Raw genomic sequence first — 17,019 nt, forward strand, 5'->3', positions numbered from 1 at the left:
CCCATGACTTCGCCCACTTCCCCGGAACGCGCCGATACCGCCGCGCCGGCCGAGAACATCCACTGGCGCCGCAACCTGGCCGTCTGTTTCGCCGGCTCGTTCAGCACCATCGTGGCGATGACGCTACTGCTGCCGTTCCTGCCGCTGTACGTGGAAGAGCTGGGCGTGCAGGGCCATGCGGCCATCGTGCAGTGGTCGGGCGTGGCCTATGGCGCCACCTTCTTCGCCGCGGCGCTGGTCGCGCCGCTGTGGGGCCGGCTGGGCGACCGCTACGGGCGCAAGCTGATGCTGGTGCGCGCCTCGTTCGGCATGGCGATCTGTATGTCGTTGACCGGCATGGTGCAGAGCGTGTGGCAGCTGGTGCTGCTGCGGCTGCTGGTGGGCCTGGCCGGCGGCTACGCGTCGGGCTCGACCATCCTGGTGGCGATGCAGGCGCCCAAGGCGCGCTCGGGCTGGGCGCTGGGCGTGCTGTCGGCTGGCATCATGGCGGGCAACCTGGTGGGTCCGCTGATCGGCGGCGCGCTGCCGCCGCTGATCGGCATCCGCGCCACGTTCCTGCTGGCGGGCGGCGTGATCTTCCTGGCGTTCCTGGCCACCGTGTTCCTCATCAAGGAAATGCCGCGCCCGCCCAAGGCCGCCAGGCAGGACGGCAAGCGCCGCGGCGGCTGGGCGCAGATCCCCGACAAGCGGCCGGTGGCCGCGATGCTGGCGACCGGCATGCTGCTGATGTTCGCCACCATGTCGATCGAACCCATCATCACGGTCTACGTGGGCCAATTGGTGGAGGACCCGGCCCGCGTCACGCTGGTGTCGGGCGTGGTCATGTCGGCGGCGGCGCTGGGCGCGATCCTGTCGGCCTCGCGGCTGGGCCGGCTGGCCGATCGCGTCGGCCACTGGACGGTGATCGTCGGCGCGCTGGCCGTGGCCGCGCTGCTGCTGATTCCGCAGGCCTTCGTCACCGCCGGCTGGCAACTGGTGGCGCTGCGCTTCCTGATGGGCCTGGCGCTGGGCGGGCTGCTGCCGTGCGTCACCAGCGTGATCCGCCACAACGTGCCCGACGGCGTCGGCGGCAATGTGCTGGGCATGTCGATCTCGGCGCAGTACGCGGGCCAGGTGGCGGGTCCGCTGCTGGGCGGCTTCATCGGCGGGCATTTCGGCATGCCGGCCGTGTTCCTGGGCACCGCGGCGCTGCTGGCGGCGGGCGCCGTGGCCAATGGCGTGCTGCGGGCGCGTCACCAGCGCGCGCTGGCCGAGGCGTAGCGGGCGCGCGGCGTTGGCACGCCGACGGCGCGCACCGCGCATGGCGCCTCAGAAGCCCGCCGAGCGCGGATCCATGACGTGGTCGATCAAGCCCCATTGCACGGCTTCCTCGGCGCTCATGTAGCGGTCGCGGTCCAGGCTGCGCTCGACGTCGTCGTAGCTGCGCCCGCAATGCTCGGCATACAGGCGGATGATGCGCTGCTTGGTGCGCTGCATTTCCTCGGCGTGGATCAGCACGTCCGAGGCCTGCCCCTGGAATCCGCCCAGCGGCTGGTGCACGTGCAGGCTGGCGTTGGCCAGCGCCGCGCGCTTGCCGGGCTCGCCGGCCATCAGCAGGAACGACCCCATCGAGCGCGCCGTGCCCATGCACAGGGTGTGCACCGGCGACTTGATGAACTGCATGGTGTCGTACATGGCCAGCCCGCTGGTGATGACGCCGCCCGGCGAATTGATGTACAGGTGGATCGGCTTGCCGGGGTTCTCGGCTTCCAGGAACAGCAGCTGCGCGCACACCAGGGCCGACACGGCGTCATTGACTTCGCCGCTCAGGAAGATGATGCGTTCGCGCAGCAGGCGCGAATAGATATCGAACGAACGTTCCCCGCGGCCGGACTGTTCCACCACCATCGGGACGAGCTGCATCGTTTCGCTCATGCGCGAACTCCTGTCTTGCATCAAAGGAAAAAGCGGCGTCAGGCGGCGAGCCTGAAGGCCGGCCAGGCATCGTTCGCCGCCTGCGGCGCGGGCCGCGCCAGCCGCGCGTCGTCGGGGGCGTGGATGATGGTCAGGCGGGTGCCGCCATCGGCCGTGGGGCTGAGCTGGAACGTGACCACGCTTTCCAGGCAGGGCGGCAGCGTCTCGCGCATGCGGTAGCGGACCTCGACCCCCGGCGTGGCGGCCAGCGGCTCGGGGTCGGCCAGCGCGCCGCCCGGCAGCCACTGCTCGCGCAGGGCGGGAATGCTGAGGGCGCGCCAGACCTTCTCGGGCGGCGCGTCCAGTTCGTAATCGAGCACCAGTGCCGTGTCCTGCGGGGCGGGGTCCGAGTGGGTCATTGGTCCATGTCCTTGAGCAGCGTCTTCAGGGCGTCGACCCGCGCCGGCCACCAGGCGCGGTACTTGGACAGCCAGCCGGCGAGCAGCGCCAGCCCGTCCGGGTCGACCTGGTAGTTCACGAAGCGACCCTGGCGCTGCTCGCGGATCAGCCGCGCCTGGCGCAGCACCGCCAGGTGCTGCGAGACCGCGGGCTGGCTGATGTCCAGGCCTTCGCGCAGCGCGCTGGCGTTCATGGCGCCCGCCGCCAGCTTGTCGAACAGCGCGCGGCGGGTGGGATCGGCCAGGGCCTTGAAGATGTCGTTTTCGATCATGGCAACACATTAGCAGTTGCTTATGTGTTGTGCAAGCCCCGCGCGAACGGCGGGCCGGGCCGGCGCGCGTCTCAGTGGATGACGCGCGCCGCCTTGCGGGCGCGCTTGATCTCGTACATCCGGGTATCGGCCAGGCGCACGGCCTCTTCCGCCACCAGGCCGCGCGGATCGAGGGCCACCACGCCGACGCTGGCGCCCTCGTAGGGCAGGGCGACGTCGCCGAGCTGGTAGCGGCCGACGGTGGCGGCGGCGGCGCGGTCTTCCAGCGAGCGGGCGGCTTCCTCGGCGTCGCCGCGTTCGGCCTCGTGGCCCGGCGCCGCGTCGCCGCGCGCCAGCGCGGGGCCCGGGCCGATCAGCACGAACTCGTCGCCGCCCAATCGCCCGACCATGTCGGAGGCGCGCAGCGCCATCGCCAGGCGCCGCGAGACTTCCTGCAGGAAGGCGTCGCCCAGCTGGTGGCCGTAGGTGTCGTTGATGCCCTTGAAGCCGTCCAGGTCGACCACGCCGACCAGCACGCTGCCGCCTTCGCGCAGGGCGCGGCCGCGCAGGCGGTCCAGTTCCTCGTACAGCGCGCGCCGGTTGGGCAGGCCGGTCAGCGGATCGGTCAGCGCGTAGGCCATCAGCTTGGTGTTGGCGGTGCGCAGTTCCGCCACCAGCTGTTCGCGTTCGAGGAAGTTGGCGATCACGCTGGAGAACAGGCGCATGATCTCCTCGGCCTGCGGCGCGATGCTCTGGCGGCTGGCGCTGGCGCCGCACAGGGTGCCCAGCAGCAGGCCGTCGTCAGTGCGGATCGGGGTGCTGACGTAGGTCTGGATGCCGAGCTGGCGCGCGGCGTCGGAGTCGGGCCAGCAGGCGCCGACGTCGCTGGTGGACATGCGGCCTTCCTCCAGCGCGCGCTTGCACAGCGTGTCCGACCACGGCACCGACAGGCCTTCCGGAATCTGCAGCGCGCCAATGTTGCGCGCGTAGCGCACATGCTGCTGGTCCTCGTCCGGATCGATCGAGGTGAGATACGTGGATTCCAGGCCGGTGACGGCCCCGAGCATATCCAGGAGGGGGCGCGTCAACTGCTCGACCGATTTGGCCGCCTGCAGAGACGCCGACAGTTCGGCGAGTATCGGGTCCAACGAAAGCTCCCAAAAAAACACTGACGCATCGACGCCGGCCCCGGATCCTCGGCCCGGGGAGCGGCCTTGCCTCCATTATGCCTTGCCCGGATTGCAGCGCCGCGCGCGTTCCGCGTCCGGCCGTCGCACCCCCTAAAGTCCCATGCTGCACTGCCGTAAGCCAGGGTGGCGCGGACGCTATGTCGTCGCGTACCTGGATACCCGTGCCCCCCGGCATGGGCAGCTGCAGTAAGAAGACAAGCATGAAAATCACCTCGTTGCGCAACAGGATCCTGTTGATCACGTGTTTTACCGTCGTCGGCGCGCTGGTGCTCTCGGGCATTGCGATTTATCACATCGTGCGCGACAACATGATGGCAACCATCTCCGCGGACCTGGACGCCATCGCCGCCGGCAACGCCAGCGCCATCGAGCGCTGGTCGGCCGACAAGGCCCAGGCGGTATCGGCCACCGCGGCCGTGGTGGAAAAGGGCGATCCGCGCGGCCTGACCAAGCTCATGGGCGAGACCAACGGCTTTCCCATCACCAGCATCGGCTGGTCGGACAAGAGCTACTTCTCGACCGCGCAGACGCCGCCCGACTACGACCCCACCGCGCGCCCCTGGTACAAGAGCGCGGTGTCCGCCGGCAAGCTGACCGTGACCAAGCCGTATGGCGATTCCGGCACCGGCAAGCCCTACGTGGCCTTCACCGCGCCGATCGTGCGCGCCGGACAGACCACCGGCGCCATCAGCGGCGCGGTGGCGCTGGACGGCATCAAGGACGTCATCAAGGCGATCCGGCCCACGCCCTCCAGCACCGCGTTCGTGCTGGCCACCGACGGCCAGGTGATCTCGCACGTCGATGACAAGCTGGCGCTCAAGCCGTCCACCGACGTGGCCGCCGGCCTGACGCCGGCCGTGCTGGCCGGCATGGCGCTCGAGGGCGCGACGCCGCTGGTGCTGAGCCTGGGCGGCATGCCCAAGCTGCTCAAGGCGCATCCCATCGCCGGCACCGACTGGTTCCTGGTGATCGCGCTGGACGAGGCCGAGGCCACCGCCGGCCTGTCGCAGGTCTTCAACGCCACGCTGATCTCGATGGTGGTGCTGACGCTGGTCGCGGTGCTGCTCGCCAGCGTGGTGACGTCGCGCGCCTTCAAGCGCCTGTCGGCGGTGCGCGACGCGATGGACACCATCGGCTCGGGCGACGGCGACATGACGCATCGGCTGGCGGTGGTGGGGCACGACGAAGTGGCGCAGATCTCGTCGTCGTTCAACGCCTTCGTCGACAAGATCAGCCACGTCATGCTGGACGTGCGCAACGGCGTGCACTCGATGACCTCGGCCACGCGCGAGATCGAGATGGGCAACCGCGACCTGTCGCAACGCACCGAAGTGTCGGCCGGCTCGCTGCAGGAGACCTCGTCGGCGCTGACCGAGCTGACCTCCAGCGTGCGCCAGACCGAAGAGGCGGCCGAGCATGCCACGCGCCTGGCGACCGAAGCCAGCCAGGCGGCCGAGCGCGGCGGCCAGGTGGTGACCGACGCGGTCAGCACCATGGGCGCGATCGCGCAGTCGTCCGAGCGCATCACCGAGATCATCAGCGTCATCGACGGCATCGCCTTCCAGACCAACATCCTGGCGCTGAACGCGGCGGTCGAGGCCGCGCGCGCCGGCGAACAGGGCCGCGGCTTCGCCGTGGTGGCGGGCGAGGTGCGCACGCTGGCGCAACGCAGCGCGGCCTCGGCGCAGGAGATCCGCACGCTGATCCAGGCATCGGTGCAGAACGTGCGCAGCGGCACCGAGCGGGTCCAGGCGGCCGGCTCGACCATGCACGAGATCGTCGAAGGCGTGTCGCGTGTTCAGCGTCTTGTCAGTGAGATCCACGGCGCCATGGCCGAACAGAGCGTGGGCATCAGCCAGATCGACCGCAGCGTGTCGGACATGGACCAGGCCACGCAACAGAACGCGGCGCTGGTGGAGCAGTCGGCCGCGGCCTCGGCGATGCTGAGCGACCAGGCCGGCGCGCTGGCCGGCACCGTGGCCCTGTTCAAGCTGCGCGGCGATGCGCACGGCGCCGCACCGCGCATGGCGGCCCTGCCGGCCTGATCCGGCTCGATCGGCGTGGCGGCGCGTGACGCGCCGCGCGCCAGGGCGCGCGGCGGCCCGTCATTCCGTGGGGTGATGGGCCGCGCCGGCGTCGCGCAATGCGGCGCGGGTGATGCCTTTGTGTGGCTGGATGCGGCGCTCGCCGTGGCGGATATCGATGCTTTCCGCCGGCCTTTCTTCGTTCCGTTCGCGGACGCTTTCCCTGTCTTTCGCTGACCCGATCCGCCTTGCCGGAAGCGGCCGCGCACGCGGCTTTCGTCTCGCTGAATGGGGGGTGAGGCCGCGGGCCGTTTTGATTTTGACATCAATTCAGGATGCAGTCAGCTTGATGTCGCCAGACCTACGGGAAAGCGATAACGCATTCGCGTGTTCCGGCGCAAAAAGCGAAAGCTGATTGGAAGTGTCGCTCTCTACTATCTGCCGACCTCGTCCGCAGCACCGAAATTTTCAGCGGGAAGACAGGCGGGGGAACCAGACCGGTTTGAACAACCGGGTGGCAATAACAAGCGAAAAAAACGCAATGCCTGGGAGGGCGCGTCTTATGTACTTTGGCAATAGAAACTTTGTCGCGGGGCTCTTCATGATCGCCTTCGCCCTGCTGTTCGGGCTGGCGGCGTTGAAGTATCAACTGGGGACATTCAGCCGTTCGGGGCCGGGCCTGTTTCCGCTGATGGTCAGCTCGCTGCTGGGCGTGATCGGGGTGATCTCGGTGGTGCGTTCGCGCTTCGTGCCGCCGGTGCCGCTGAGCTACAGCATCAAGAACATCGCCATCATCATGCTGAGCCTGTGCGGCTTCGCGGTGGTGTCGGGCTTCATCAACATGATCGTGGGCATCGTCTTCCTGGTGTTCTGCTCGACGCTGGCGGGCACCTCGTACTCGGTGGTGCGCAATATCAAGATCTCGCTGGGCCTGATCGCGGTGGCATTCGCCTTCCGCAACCTGCTCGGCCTGAACCTGCCGCTGTTCTGAGGGAGAGCCATCATGATGGAGATGTTGAACAATCTCGCGTTCGGTTTCGAGCACGCGCTGACCCTGCAGAACCTGATGTACTGCGCGATCGGTTGCGTGGTCGGCACGCTGGTCGGCCTGCTGCCGGGCCTGGGCCCGCTGTCGACCATCAGCCTGCTGTTGCCGCTGACCTATTCCATTCCCACCGGCGGCGCGCTGATCATGCTCGCCGGCATCTACTACGGCGCGCAGTACGGCGATAGCGTCAGCGCGATCACGATGAAGATCCCGCATGCGAGCAGTATCGTCGCCTGCATCGACGGGTATCAGATGAACCTGAAGGGCAAGACCGGCCTGGCCCTGTTCACCGCGGGCGTGTCGAGCTTCATCGGCGGCACCGTGGCGATCGTGGTGCTGTCGACGATGGCGCCGGCGCTGGGTGAAGTCGGCCTGCTGTTCGGCCCGGCCGACTACTGCGCGCTGATGCTGCTGGGCTTCTTCTGCGTCAGCTTCGTCAGCAGCGGCAGCCTGCTCAATGGCCTGGCGATGGCCATGATCGGCATCCTGCTGGGCGTGATCGGCACCGACGTCAACAGCGGCGTGGCGCGCTACACGATGGACCTGGCCTTCCTGCAGGACGGCGTCGGCCTCATCAGCATCGCGCTGGGCTGCTTCGGCATCGCCGAGATCGTCAAGAACCTGGACAACCGCAACACGCTGACGCCGTTCAACGGCAAGATCAAGCTGATCCCGACGTGGCCCGAGTTCAAGCGCATCATCCCCAGCGCGCTGCGCGGCAGCGTGGTGGGTTCGGTGCTGGGCATTCTGCCCGGCGGCGGCCCGACGATCGCGCAGTTCGCCGCCTACGCGGCCGACAAGCGCTTCAGCAAGTACCGCCACGAGATCGGCAACGGCGCCATCGAAGGCGTGGCGGGCCAGGCGGCGGCCGACGAAGCGGCCGCGCGCACCAGCTTCATCCCGCTGATGGCCATCGGCATCCCCGAAAATGCCGTCATGGCGCTGATGCTGGCCGCGTTCATCGTCAAGGGCATCCAGCCCGGTCCCAACATGATCGCCACCCACCCCGACCTGTTCTGGGGCCTGGTGGCCAGCATGTGGGTGGGCAACTGCTTCCTGCTGATCCTGAACGTGCCGCTGGTGCGCTACTGGCTGTCGGTGTTCAAGATCCCGTACACGGTGCTGTTCCCGGCGATCCTGTTCTTCTGCTGCATCGGCACGTTCAGCATCAACAACAACCTGGACGACATCTACATCACGGCGATCTTCGGCCTGATCGGCTACCTCTTCCTGCGCCTGGGCATGGAAGCGGCGCCGCTGATGCTGGGCTTCATCCTCGGCCCGATGCTGGAAGAGAACTTCCGCCGCGCCATGCTGCTCAGCCGCGGCGAGTTCGGCGTGTTCCTGACGCGGCCGATCAGCGGCACGCTGCTGGCGCTGATCGGCGCGGCGGTGGTGTGGCAGCTGGTGTCGTTCCTGCGCAAGGCGCGCAAGGCGCCGGCGCTGGAACAGGCGCCGGTCGAGCCCTGACGCGGCCGGGATTGGGCCTGCGCGACGTTGCCTCTCGCGCGGGCAGGCCCTAGCCCCTGCCGGTGATGCGGGCGGCGGCCTCGGCCGATTGTTGGACGGCCCGGTCGCCGCGAGCGCGCAGATCCGCTTCATAGTCTTGCAAGGCCTGCCCCAGCGGCAGGCCTTTGCACACCTGCGCCAGCCGCGTCGCCAGCGACTGCGCGTCCGCCAGGGCGGTGTTGGCGCCCAGTCCACCCGCCGGGCTCATCGCATGCACCGCGTCGCCCAGGAAGGTCAGGCCGGCTTGCGACCATTGCGGCAGGGGCGGCGCCTGGTAGACGGTCTTGAGCGCGATGCCGTGCGGGTCGCTGGCGGCCACCATCGCCGCCAGCGCGGGATGCACCGGCGCCAGCAGGCGCTGCGCGGCCTGTTGCCAGCGCGCGCCCGTCGCGGTGTCGTCCTGCCGGTTCGCGTGGGTGGCAGCGTCCGCGTCATCCGCGCCCAGCACCGCGCGGCGCTCGCCGATGATGGCCCAGTACTGGTAGCCGGGCACCGCCGTCAGCGTGCATCCCGGCGCGAGGCGCTGCGCCAGCGCCGGCAGCGCCGCCAGCTGCATGGCGTCCAGCACCAGCGCGTAGCCGGCGCCGAACACCACGCCGGCGCCGTCGCGCAGGTCCGCCGGCAGGCCGTCGGGCGCCAGGCTGCCTGCCGGCGCCATGCCGAAGATCGTCACCGTGCCGGTGTCCGCGGGCACCGCGTGCGGCAGGTGCTGGCGCCGCAGCGCCGAATGCACGCCGTCGGCGGCCACCACCAGCGTGCCAGGCCGGGCGCGGATGCCCTCCAGGCGCGGGCCGCCGGCATCCATGCCGGCGCAGCCGTGGCCGAAATGCACGCGACCCTCCAGGCCGGCCAGCAGGATCTCGCGCAGCGTCTGCCGGTGGGCCGAGCGGTCGGGCGCGGTGTCGGCATCCTCCAGGCGCCAGGTGGCCGAGGCGCGTTGCGGCAGCGGCCGCAGCCGCGCGTCGAGCAGGGCGCCCGGGCGGTCGTGGGTCGAGCAGCTCTGCTGGAACAGGGCGTACAGATCCGGCGGCAGGCAGTGCGCCAGCGCCGCCTGGCCGGTGGCGTCGATGCGCAGGCGGTAACCCTGCACGCGGCTGTCGGTGCGCGCGTCGCGCTCGTAGACGTCGAAGTCGATGCCGGCGCGCGCCAGCCCCTGCGCCAGGCACAGGCCGCCCAGGCCGGCGCCGATGATGGAAACGTGGAGATTCTGCATAATGTCCTCGAAGCAAGCCGGCGTCGCCGGCACCCCTACAGCTTGCGTGCAAGCGCGCCCGCGCCGGTAATGCCGTCGCGCCAACAAATCATGCGAACCCGCCAGACACCAGCCCCCGCGCCCGATTACAGCGAATTGCTCGACGGCCCGGCCGTGTGCGCGTTCCATGGCGCCGATGCGCCGGGCAGCGAATTCCGCCTGGGCTCGCGCGAATACGACTGGCACGCGCATGCCCGCGGGCAGCTGTTCGGGGTGGACAGCGGCGCGATGCGGGTGCGCACCGAGGCCGGCTCGTGGCTGCTGCCGCCGCAACGCGCGGGCTGGATCCCGCCGGGGCTGCGGCATCGGGTCAGCGTGGCCGGCGCCGCCAGCGGCTGGGTGGCGCTGGTGCATCCGCAGGCCGCCGCGGCCTTGCCGGCGGCGCCCTGCGTGCTGGGGGTGGACGGGGTGTTGCGTGCCCTGGTGCTGCGCGCGGCCGACTGGCCCGACAAGCTGGCGCTGGACCCGGCCCGCGCGCGCTTCGCGGCCGTGCTGCTCGACGAGATCGAGGCCGCGCCGCGCGAACGCCTGCACCTGCCGTGGCCGCGCGACCGGCGCCTGGCGCGGCTGGCGCAGGCGCTGGCCGACGACCCGGCCGACAACCGGCCGCTGCAAGCGCTGGCCGCGCATGCCGGCCTCGCGCCGCGCACCGCGCAGCGCCTGTTCCGCGACGAGACCGGTTTGGGGTTCGCGCAGTGGCGCCAGCAACTGCGCCTGATCCATGCGCTGGAACGCCTGAGCGCGGGCCAGCCGGTGGCGCAGGTGGCCGACGCGCTGGGCTACGCCACGCCGGGTAATTTCATCGCCATGTTCAAGCGCGCCTTCGGCATGACGCCGGGGCGCTATCTGCGCACGCCGCTGGGCGAGGGCGAGGGCGAGGCGGCCGTCGCCTGATCCGCGCCGGGACGCGCGGCGTCCCCGTTGCAGGCTTTCGCCAGGGCCTGCGCGAGGCGCCTGCCGGCGTGAACAGGTCCTGCCCGCCTTACTCCGCCAGCTTGCGCATTTCGGCGATCAGGTCGGCCTTGCCCTCGAAGCCGATGCCGGGCAGTTCGGGCAGGGTGACGTAGCCGTTGTCGACCCGCACGCCATCGGGAAAGCCGCCGTAGGGCTGGAACAGGTCCGGATAGGATTCATTGCCGCCCAGGCCCAGGCCGGCGGCGATGTTCAGCGACATCTGGTGGCCGCCGTGCGGGATGCAGCGGCTGGCCGACCAGCCGTGCTGGCGCAGCATGTCGAGCGTGCGCAGGTATTCCACCAGGCCATAGCTCAGGGCGCAGTCGAATTGCAGCCAGTCGCGGTCCGGGCGCATGCCGCCGTAGCGGATCAGGTTGCGCGCGTCCTGCATCGAGAACAGGTTCTCGCCCGTCGCCATCGGCTTGTCGTAGTAGTTGCGCAGCGTGGCCTGCAGTTCGAAGTCGAGCGGATCGCCGGCCTCCTCGTACCAGAACAGGTCGTACTGCGACAGCGCCTTGGCGTAGCGGATCGCGGTGTCCAGGTCGAAGCGGCCGTTGGCGTCGACCGCCAGTTTCTTGCCGTCGCCCAGCACGCCCAGGATGGCGTCGATGCGCCGCAGGTCCTCGTCCAGCGAGGCGCCGCCGATCTTCTTCTTGACCACGGTGTAGCCGCGGTCGACGTAGCCGCGCATCTCGTCCTTGAGCTTGCCCAGGTCCTGCCCCGGGTAGTAGTAGCCGCCCGCCGCGTAGACGAACACGCGGCGGTCGGGGCGGCCGTTGCCGTAGCGCTCGGCCAGCAGCTGGAACAGCGGCTTGCCGGCGATCTTGGCGACCGCGTCCCACACCGCCATGTCGATGGTGCCGATGGCGACCGAGCGTTCGCCGTGGCCGCCGGGCTTCTCGTTGACGTACATCGCGTTCCAGACGCGGTGCGGATCGAGGTTGTCGCCGCTGTCGTCGAGCAGGCTGGCGGGATCGGCCTCCAGCACGCGCGGGATGAAGCGTTCGCGCATCAGCATGCCCGCGCCGTAGCGGCCGTTGGAATTGAAGCCGTAGCCGATGACCCGTCGGCCGTCGCGCACCACGTCGGTCACCACCGCCACCAGGCTCAGCGTCATCTTGCTGAAGTCGATGTAGGCGTTGCGGATCGGGGAACTGATCGGAACGGTCTTCTCGCGGATTTCTACGATTTTCATGTTGTCTCCTGGCCGGGGCGGGGATGGGAAAACCGTAGATTATTGGCTCCATACGGCATTATGATTCGCCATCAGGCACTATTTTATTAACTTGAAGTTAAAAGTGCCGGCGGCTAGTCCCCCTGGGTCATGCCGCCGGCGGCGAGTCCCCAACAGGCGTTTGCGGCGGTGAACAACGATCTGGCATCTTCCCTGGAGTTCTTCGTGCTGCTGGCGCGCCATCGCAACCTGTCGACGGTGGCGCGCCAGCTCGACCTCACTCCGCCGGCCGCCACCAAGCGCCTGGCGCAGCTGGAGGCGCGGCTGGGCGTGCGGCTGGTGAACCGCACCACCCGCAGCATCAGCCTCACGCCCGAAGGCGAAACCTATCTGCACTACGCCACGCGCATCCTGGCCGACGTGCGCGAAATGGAAGAGGTGGTGTCGTCCAGCGGCTCGGTGCCCAAGGGCCTGCTGCGCATCAACGCGACGCTCGGCTTCGGCCGCACGGCGATCGCGCCCATCGTGTCCGAATTCGCCGCGCAGCATCCGCAGGTCGAGGTGCAGCTGGATGTCACCGACCGGCCCATCGACCTGGTGGAAAGCGGCGTGGACCTGGGCATCCGCTTCGGCGCCTTGCCCGACCAGCGCCTGGTCGCCCGGCGCGTGCTGTCGAACCGGCGCTTCCTGTGCGCGGCGCCGCGTTACCTGGCGCGGCACGGCACGCCCGCCAGCCTGGGCGACCTGGCCAGCCACCAGTGCATCATCCACCGGCAGAACGAGGACGCCTATGGCGTCTGGCGCTTCACGCGCGACGGCCGCGCGGAGACCGTGAAGGTGCACGGCGCGCTGTCCAGCAACGATGGCGACATCGTGCTGAACTGGGCGCTGGACGGCCACGGCATTCTGGTGCGCTCGGAGTGGGACCTGGCCAAGTACCTGGAGAGCGGGCGGCTGCGAGTGGTGCTGCCCGAGTTCATCCTGCCCTCGGCCGACCTGTTCGTGTATTACCCCAGCAAGCGCGACCTGTCGGCGCGCACGCGGGCGTTCATCGACTTCCTGATGGCGCGCTTCGCGTAGGCCAGGCCGGGGCGCGGCGACGCGCCGGTCGGCGGTATGCGCGGCCCGACGCTAGCCGAACCGGTAGGCCAGCACTTCGTCGCCGGCCGGATCGATCTCGCCCGTGGGCACCCAGCCCAGGCGCCGGTAGAAGCCATGCGAGCGCACGCCCGGATCGGCCGCGCAACTCAGGAACAGGCGTTCGTGGCCCAGCGCGCGCAGCATCCGCATGACCTGGTCGAGCAATGCGCGGCCGATGCCGCGGCCCTCGTAGGCCGGCAGCAGGGCCAGCACCATGATCTCGCCGCTGTCGCGATCGCCGAAGCAGTAGCCGGCCAGCTCGCCGTCCGCCAGCGCCACCACGCCGGGCAGCGCGCCGTCGCGGATGCCATCGCTCCAGCTTTCGCGCGTGATGCCCAGGGCGCGCAGGTCTTCGGCCGAGAAGGCGTTTTCGCGGGTGCGGCCGCGCAGGTCGATGCAGGCGGCGGCGTCGTCGGGATGGGCTGGGCGGTAATGCAGGTTCATGTCGGGTGGGGTCAAACGGAAGCGGGCGCGCCCGGCGTGGCGCGCCGGGTACGGCACGGGGATCAGCCGCCGAGCGCCGCCAGGTTCAGCGCGTGGCTGTGGCCGATCCACACCGCGCAGTCGCGGTGGTCGCGCAGCGACTCGCCGGTGTTGGGGTGCAGGAACACGTCCAGCGCGCCATGGTTGAGCGTCAGCCAGGTGACCACGCGCGGCAGCGCGGCCGGCGCGAAGGCGAGCTGGTAGCTCCATTGCGGGTGCGGGCCGACCGGACGCTCGTGGAAGCGGCCCATCTCGATGCTGTCGCCGAAGGCGGCCAGCGCCTGTTCGCGCAAGGTCCAGGCCGCGTCGCGGCTGTCGGCGTTGAAGTAGACGTGGGCATGCCAGCTGCCAACGATGGCGGGGTCCAGGATCATGATGGTCAACCTCCCGCGCGCTTGGCGCGATGGCCGAGTTTTTCGAGCGCGGCCAGGATGCGGTCGCAGTGGTCGCCCTGCACCTCGATGACGCCGTCCTTGACGGTGCCGCCCGAGCCGCAGGCGGTGCGCAGCTGCTTGCCCAGCGTCGCCAGCGCGTCGTCGTCCAGCGGCAGGCCCTTGACCACGGTCACGGCCTTGCCGCCGCGGCCCTTGGTTTCGCGCGAGACGCGCACGCCGCCGGGCGCGGGCACGGGCCGCGACGCCGCCTTGCATTGGCAGTCGGCGAGCGGGCGCCGGCATTGCGGGCACATCCGGCCGCCGTCGGTGGAGTAGACGAGTCCGCCTGGGGAGCTGCTTTTCATGGGGTATTGCGTGATGTTGCGGTTCAGGCAGCCATTATGCCGGAGCGGCCGCCGCGCCCCTTGCGTTGTGGGAGTTCATTCGTCGAAGCCGCGCGGCCCCAGCGTTTCGACCAGGTAATCGATGAACGACTTGATGCGCGAGGAGATCGCGGTGTTGCGGTAATAGACCGCGTTGACCGGCTGGCGCACGTCCAGCGTCTGGCGCGGGAACAGCTGGCGCAGGGCGCCGGACTGGCGGTCGGCGCGCGTCATGAAGTCGGAAAGGCAGGCGATGCCGGCGTCGTTCAGCGCCAGTTGCCGCAGCGTCTCGCCGCTGAACGAGCGGATCGCCGGCTGGATGTGCAGCGGCTGGCCGTCGGCGTCCTCCAGCGGCCATTCGTTCAGCGACTCCAGTTGCGAGAAGCCCAGCAGGCTGTGCTCGGCCAGGTCGGCGACGCGCTTGGGCGTGCCGTGCGCCGCCAGGTAGCCGGGGCTGGCCAGCACGCGCACGCGGCTGCGGCCGATGGGCACGGCGTGCAGCGACGAGTCCTTCAGGCTGCCGATGCGCAGCGCCAGGTCGGTGCGGCGTTCCAGCAGATCGATGTTGCCCTCGTTGCTGTTCAGTTCCAGCTCGACCTTGGGATAGCGCTTGCGGTAGCCCGGCACCAGCGGCACGATCACGTGCAGCATGAAGGGCGAGGCGGCGTCGACCCGCAGGCGCCCGGCCGGCTGGTTGCGGCGTGCGTGCATCAGTTCCTCGGTCTCTTCGACCGCGGCGATGATCTTGCGGGCCTGCTCCAGGTAGGCGCGGCCTTCCTCGGTCAGCTCCAGCCGCCGGGTGGTGCGGCGCATCAGCGTGGTCTGCAGCTTTTCCTCCAGCCGCGTCATGGTGCGGCTGGTGGCGGAGATGGTCTGCTGCAGCGTATCGGCGGCGGCGGTGATCGAGCCGCTGTCCACGATGGCGATAAAGACCTGCATTTCGTCGAGGGTCGTCTTCATATTTGACGTTATATCAAAAGTCTTTCGCCAATACAGGGCTTATTCCGCAAGGATCGCGCGGGCACACTGGGTGCATTCCAACCTTACCCAGGAGTTTTACATGAGCATCCCGTCTTTTGGCGTCGGCACTTTCCGCCTGCAGGGCCAGGTCGTCATCGATTCCGTGCGCAACGCGCTGGACGTCGGCTACCGCGCCGTCGACACCGCCCAGATCTATGAAAACGAAGCCGAAGTGGGCCAGGCCATCGAGGCCAGCGGCGTCGCCCGCGGCGACCTGTTCGTCACCACCAAGATCTGGGTGCCGAACTACGGCCGCGCCAAGCTCGTGCCCAGCCTGAAGGACAGCCTGGCCAAGCTGCGCACCGACTACGTCGACCTGACCCTGATCCACTGGCCCGCGCCCGGCAACGGCGTCGGCATCGCCGAAATGATGGCCGGCCTGATGGATGCCCGCGAGCAGGGCCTGACGCGCCAGATCGGCATCTCCAACTTCCCCATCGCCGAGACCCGCGAAGCCATCGCCGCCGTCGGCAAGGACGCCATCGCCACCAACCAGATCGAGCTCAGCCCGTACCTGCAGAATGCCAGTCTGGTGGACTTCCTGGACGAACAGGGCATCCAGGTCACCTCGTACATGACGCTGGCCTACGGCAAGGTGCTCAAGGACCCGGTGATCGGCCAGATCGCGCAGCGCCACAACGCCACGCCGGCGCAGGTCGCGCTGGCCTGGGCGCTGCAACGCGGCTTCGCCGTGATCCCGTCGTCGACCAAGCGCGAGAACCTGGCGAGCAACCTGCTGGCCCGCGACCTGCGCCTGACCGATGCCGACATGGCGCAGATCGCCGCGCTGGAACGCAACGGCCGCGAAGTCAGCCCCGACGGCCTGGCCGCCGCCTGGGACTGAGCCGCGCCACCGGCGCCGCGCGCGCCAACCTGATTTCACAAGGAACCATTCCATGAAGCTATTCATCACCGGCGCCAGCGGATTCATCGGCGGCGCGGTCGCCACCTCGATGGCCAAGGCGGGCCATGAGGTCCGCGGCCTGATCCGCAATCCCGAACGCGCCGCCGAATTGCGCGGATTCGGCATCGAACCGGTGCTGGGCACGCTGGACGACGCGGCGCTGCTGGCGGCCGAGGCGCGCGCCGCCGACGCCGTCATCAATGCCGCCGACAGCGACCACCGCGGCGCCGTCGAGGCCCTGCTGGAGGCGCTTGCCGGCAGCGGCAAGGCGTTCATCCACACCAGCGGCAGCAGCCTGGTCGCCGACGACGCGCTGGGCGAGCCGTCCGAGGCGGTGTTCGACGAAACCACGCCGGTGGCGCCGGTGCCGGGCAAGGCCGCGCGCATCGCCATCAACGACCTGATCCTGGCCAGCGCGCCGGGCGTGCGCAGCGTGGTGCTGTGCCACAGCCTGATCTATGGTGCGACCGAGGGGCCGCGCGCCGAAAGCGTGCAGATCCCGCCGCTGGTGGCGCAGGCCCGCGCAAGCGGCATCGCCCGGCACGTCGGCCGTGGCCTGAACCGCTGGTCCAATGTGCACGTCGCCGACGTGGCGGCGCTGTACCAGTTGGCCCTGGAGAAGGCGCCGGCCGGCAGCTTCTATTTCGTCGAGAACGGCGAAACCGCCTTCATCGACCTGGTCGGCGCCATCGGCCAGGCGCTGGGCCTGGGGCCGGCCCAGGCCTGGGATCCGGTTCAGGCGGTGGCCTATTGGGGCAAGGACCTGGGCGCCTATGCGCTCGGTTCCAACAGCCGGGTGCGGGCGGGCAAGGCGCGCCGCGAGCTGGGCTGGGCGCCCGGGCACGGCGATGTCATCGCCTGGGTGCGCCAGGCCATCGCCTGAGCGGCGGGCCGGCGTCCACGGGGTGGGCCAACGGCGGGGCGTCGTCAGCAAAACGCCAACAGAGTTGCGGTAAGGTAAT

19 protein-coding genes are annotated in these 17,019 nt (G+C 69.6%); 9 read left to right on the top strand and 10 right to left on the bottom strand.

The window, feature by feature from the left end; translation table 11 throughout:
* The first annotated feature begins 3 nt into the window (after window positions 1-3).
* Window positions 4-1,260, top strand: a complete 1,257-nt coding sequence (locus AC1HFW_RS26265) for an MFS transporter (protein WP_006391139.1) — start codon at window positions 4-6, stop codon at window positions 1,258-1,260.
* Between the two features lie 48 nt (window positions 1,261-1,308).
* On the opposite strand, the gene AC1HFW_RS26270 is transcribed toward AC1HFW_RS26265, so the two are convergent.
* The 4 genes from AC1HFW_RS26270 to AC1HFW_RS26285 all read right to left on the bottom strand — a co-directional run bounded on the left by AC1HFW_RS26270 (window position 1,309) and on the right by AC1HFW_RS26285 (window position 3,750).
* Window positions 1,309-1,914 (bottom strand): ATP-dependent Clp protease proteolytic subunit, encoded by a 606-nt coding sequence (locus AC1HFW_RS26270; RefSeq protein WP_035359465.1) that lies wholly within the window; start codon window positions 1,912-1,914, stop codon window positions 1,309-1,311.
* Between the two features lie 38 nt (window positions 1,915-1,952).
* Window positions 1,953-2,312 (bottom strand): SRPBCC family protein, encoded by a 360-nt coding sequence (locus AC1HFW_RS26275; RefSeq protein WP_479285709.1) that lies wholly within the window; start codon window positions 2,310-2,312, stop codon window positions 1,953-1,955.
* The gene (locus AC1HFW_RS26280) at window positions 2,309-2,623 is read right to left on the bottom strand and encodes an ArsR/SmtB family transcription factor (protein ID WP_006391136.1); all 315 of its coding nucleotides are present in this window, start codon (window positions 2,621-2,623) and stop codon (window positions 2,309-2,311) included. The genes AC1HFW_RS26275 and AC1HFW_RS26280 overlap by 4 nt, the downstream gene beginning before the upstream one ends.
* A gap of 71 nt (window positions 2,624-2,694) precedes the next feature.
* Window positions 2,695-3,750, bottom strand: coding sequence for a sensor domain-containing diguanylate cyclase (locus tag AC1HFW_RS26285; protein WP_479285711.1), 1,056 nt, complete (start codon window positions 3,748-3,750; stop codon window positions 2,695-2,697).
* A gap of 242 nt (window positions 3,751-3,992) precedes the next feature.
* On the opposite strand from AC1HFW_RS26285, the gene AC1HFW_RS26290 reads away from it, so the two are divergent.
* From AC1HFW_RS26290 to AC1HFW_RS26305, 4 genes are all read left to right on the top strand, one after another.
* A complete protein-coding gene (locus tag AC1HFW_RS26290; protein WP_479285712.1) occupies window positions 3,993-5,837 on the top strand; it encodes a methyl-accepting chemotaxis protein in 1,845 nt (614 codons plus the stop codon).
* A gap of 15 nt (window positions 5,838-5,852) precedes the next feature.
* Entirely contained in the window at window positions 5,853-6,053 is a 201-nt protein-coding gene (locus AC1HFW_RS26295) for a hypothetical protein (protein ID WP_479285713.1), read from the top strand.
* 325 nt (window positions 6,054-6,378) lie between these two features.
* Complete coding sequence (locus tag AC1HFW_RS26300; protein WP_050813093.1) at window positions 6,379-6,807, top strand: tripartite tricarboxylate transporter TctB family protein; 429 nt, start codon at window positions 6,379-6,381, stop codon at window positions 6,805-6,807.
* Between the two features lie 15 nt (window positions 6,808-6,822).
* Entirely contained in the window at window positions 6,823-8,334 is a 1,512-nt protein-coding gene (locus AC1HFW_RS26305; RefSeq protein WP_198487510.1) for a tripartite tricarboxylate transporter permease, read from the top strand.
* A 49-nt stretch (window positions 8,335-8,383) separates the two neighbouring features.
* On the opposite strand, the gene AC1HFW_RS26310 is transcribed toward AC1HFW_RS26305, so the two are convergent.
* Window positions 8,384-9,586 carry an FAD-dependent oxidoreductase gene (locus AC1HFW_RS26310; RefSeq protein WP_479285715.1) on the bottom strand — a complete coding sequence of 401 codons (1,203 nt, stop codon included), beginning with the start codon at window positions 9,584-9,586 and terminating at the stop codon, window positions 8,384-8,386.
* Window positions 9,587-9,676: 90 nt separating this feature from the next.
* Between AC1HFW_RS26310 and AC1HFW_RS26315 the strand changes: the two genes are divergently transcribed.
* Window positions 9,677-10,519, top strand: a complete 843-nt coding sequence (locus tag AC1HFW_RS26315) for an AraC family transcriptional regulator (RefSeq protein WP_479285716.1) — start codon at window positions 9,677-9,679, stop codon at window positions 10,517-10,519.
* A gap of 88 nt (window positions 10,520-10,607) precedes the next feature.
* On the opposite strand, the gene AC1HFW_RS26320 is transcribed toward AC1HFW_RS26315, so the two are convergent.
* Entirely contained in the window at window positions 10,608-11,774 is a 1,167-nt protein-coding gene (locus tag AC1HFW_RS26320; protein WP_061073464.1) for a mandelate racemase/muconate lactonizing enzyme family protein, read from the bottom strand.
* Window positions 11,775-11,942: 168 nt separating this feature from the next.
* Here AC1HFW_RS26320 and AC1HFW_RS26325 point away from each other — a divergent pair, with 168 nt between their 5' ends.
* Window positions 11,943-12,833, top strand: a complete 891-nt coding sequence (locus AC1HFW_RS26325) for a LysR family transcriptional regulator (RefSeq protein WP_006391127.1) — start codon at window positions 11,943-11,945, stop codon at window positions 12,831-12,833.
* 51 nt (window positions 12,834-12,884) lie between these two features.
* On the opposite strand, the gene AC1HFW_RS26330 is transcribed toward AC1HFW_RS26325, so the two are convergent.
* The 4 genes from AC1HFW_RS26330 to AC1HFW_RS26345 all read right to left on the bottom strand — a co-directional run bounded on the left by AC1HFW_RS26330 (window position 12,885) and on the right by AC1HFW_RS26345 (window position 15,093).
* On the bottom strand, window positions 12,885-13,337 hold the full coding sequence (locus tag AC1HFW_RS26330) for a GNAT family N-acetyltransferase (protein WP_198486895.1): 453 nt from the start codon (window positions 13,335-13,337) through the stop codon (window positions 12,885-12,887).
* A 62-nt stretch (window positions 13,338-13,399) separates the two neighbouring features.
* Entirely contained in the window at window positions 13,400-13,750 is a 351-nt protein-coding gene (locus AC1HFW_RS26335) for a DOPA 4,5-dioxygenase family protein (RefSeq protein WP_061074489.1), read from the bottom strand.
* 5 nt (window positions 13,751-13,755) lie between these two features.
* Window positions 13,756-14,115, bottom strand: coding sequence for a translation initiation factor Sui1 (locus tag AC1HFW_RS26340; RefSeq protein ID WP_035359460.1), 360 nt, complete (start codon window positions 14,113-14,115; stop codon window positions 13,756-13,758).
* Between the two features lie 75 nt (window positions 14,116-14,190).
* Window positions 14,191-15,093, bottom strand: a complete 903-nt coding sequence (locus AC1HFW_RS26345; protein ID WP_241070572.1) for a LysR substrate-binding domain-containing protein — start codon at window positions 15,091-15,093, stop codon at window positions 14,191-14,193.
* Window positions 15,094-15,193: 100 nt separating this feature from the next.
* Between AC1HFW_RS26345 and dkgB the strand changes: the two genes are divergently transcribed.
* The gene (gene dkgB, locus AC1HFW_RS26350; protein WP_479285718.1) at window positions 15,194-15,997 is read left to right on the top strand and encodes a 2,5-didehydrogluconate reductase DkgB; all 804 of its coding nucleotides are present in this window, start codon (window positions 15,194-15,196) and stop codon (window positions 15,995-15,997) included.
* A gap of 52 nt (window positions 15,998-16,049) precedes the next feature.
* Window positions 16,050-16,940, top strand: a complete 891-nt coding sequence (locus tag AC1HFW_RS26355) for an NAD-dependent epimerase/dehydratase family protein (RefSeq protein ID WP_479285719.1) — start codon at window positions 16,050-16,052, stop codon at window positions 16,938-16,940.
* The last annotated feature ends 79 nt before the right edge of the window (window positions 16,941-17,019 follow it).

The sequence above is a fragment of the Achromobacter sp. ISS7 genome, from assembly GCF_056523125.1.